Annotated in this window: 1 protein-coding gene and 1 pseudogene; one reads left to right on the top strand and one right to left on the bottom strand. The window is 72.5% G+C overall.

The genetic code is table 11. From position 1 onward, the window contains the following. A pseudogene (locus G6017_RS16525) lies at positions 1-183 on the bottom strand (hypothetical protein); the annotation flags it as partial. A gap of 51 nt (positions 184-234) precedes the next feature. Here G6017_RS16525 and G6017_RS13895 point away from each other — a divergent pair. Further along, complete coding sequence (locus G6017_RS13895; protein WP_182617872.1) at positions 235-912, top strand: DNA alkylation repair protein; 678 nt, start codon at positions 235-237, stop codon at positions 910-912. The last annotated feature ends 254 nt before the right edge of the window (positions 913-1166 follow it).

The following is a 1166-nucleotide window of genomic DNA, read 5'->3' as shown; positions in this document are numbered from 1 at the left end:
CGGCGACGTGAGTCGGCCGAGCCGGGCCGGATCCGGCATCGCGCGGACGCGTCCCGGCCGCGGGCGACGGTGATGGCCCTCGGTGAGCCCGCGGAGTACCTTCTGAGCCAGGAGTCCCTCACGCCACCCGGCGACCGGCGCGGCGCGGTCGAGCAGGTCGGGACGGATGCTCCGCAGGCGCATCCGGCGAGTATAGGACCGTGGGCGCGGGGCGGCGCGGAGGAGGAGACCGATATGACCACGACGAGCGAGCCGGATCTCGACGAGGTGATGGCCGAGCTGGCCGCGCTGGAGGACCCCAGGATCCTGGCCGTCAACGAGCGGCACGGCGACGACCACGGGGTCAACCTGACCACGCTGCGCGGGGTGGCCAAGCGGATCAAGAAGAACCAGTCGTTCGCGGAGGAACTGTGGGCCACCGGCGACTCGGCGGCGCGCCTGCTCGCGTTGCTGATCTGCCGCCCCAAGGAGTTCTCCGGCGGTCAGCTGGACGCGATGCTGCGCGAGGCCCGCACCCGCAAGGTGCACGACTGGCTGGTCGGGTACGTGGTGATGAAGGGCCCGCACGCCGAGCAACTCCGCCTGGAGTGGCTGGGTGACCCCGATCCGGTGGTCGCCGCCGCCGGGTGGGCGCTCACCGCCGACAGGGTGGTCAAGAAGCCGGACGGGTTGGACTCGTCCGGGCTGTTGGACGCGATCGAGGCCGAGATGGCCGAGGCGCACGAGCGGCTGCAGTGGGAGATGAACACGTGCCTGGCGCAGATCGGGATCCATCACCCGGACCTGCGGCCGCGCGCACTGGAGATCGGCGAACGACTGGGGGTGCTCCGGGACTACCCGACGCCCGCGGGCTGCACCTCGCCCTACGTTCCGGAGTGGATCGGCGAGATGGTGCGCCGCAACGAGGGCTGAGGCCCGCTCACGCGGCCGCGTCGCACGCCCCGCCCGCTCACTCGGCGAGTGGGCGCAAACGTGGGCAATCCGGGATCAGTCTCGTGGGGACACGTGATCGGAACCGACCCCGCGATGAGAACCGACCCCGCGATGGGAGGCGACGGCGGCGCGAGCGGCACGGTAGAGCGCTGCGTGGGCAGCGGCGACCGCGCTGTCCTCGGCATCGGCCATCCGAGCGGGGACCGGTGGGCCGCCCAGCGCGGTCGCCAGTG

This window comes from Dietzia sp. B44, assembly GCF_014145245.1.
Taxonomy (GTDB): Bacteria; Actinomycetota; Actinomycetes; order Mycobacteriales; family Mycobacteriaceae; genus Dietzia; species Dietzia natronolimnaea.
The sequence above is the reverse complement of the archived record's forward strand: the minus strand, read 5'-3'. Positions and strand labels throughout refer to the sequence as shown.

Coding starts and splice junctions, on each gene's coding strand:
- G6017_RS13895 (WP_182617872.1), top strand. CDS start 235: ATGACCACGACGAGCGAGCCGGATCTCGACGAGGTGATGGCCGAGCTG.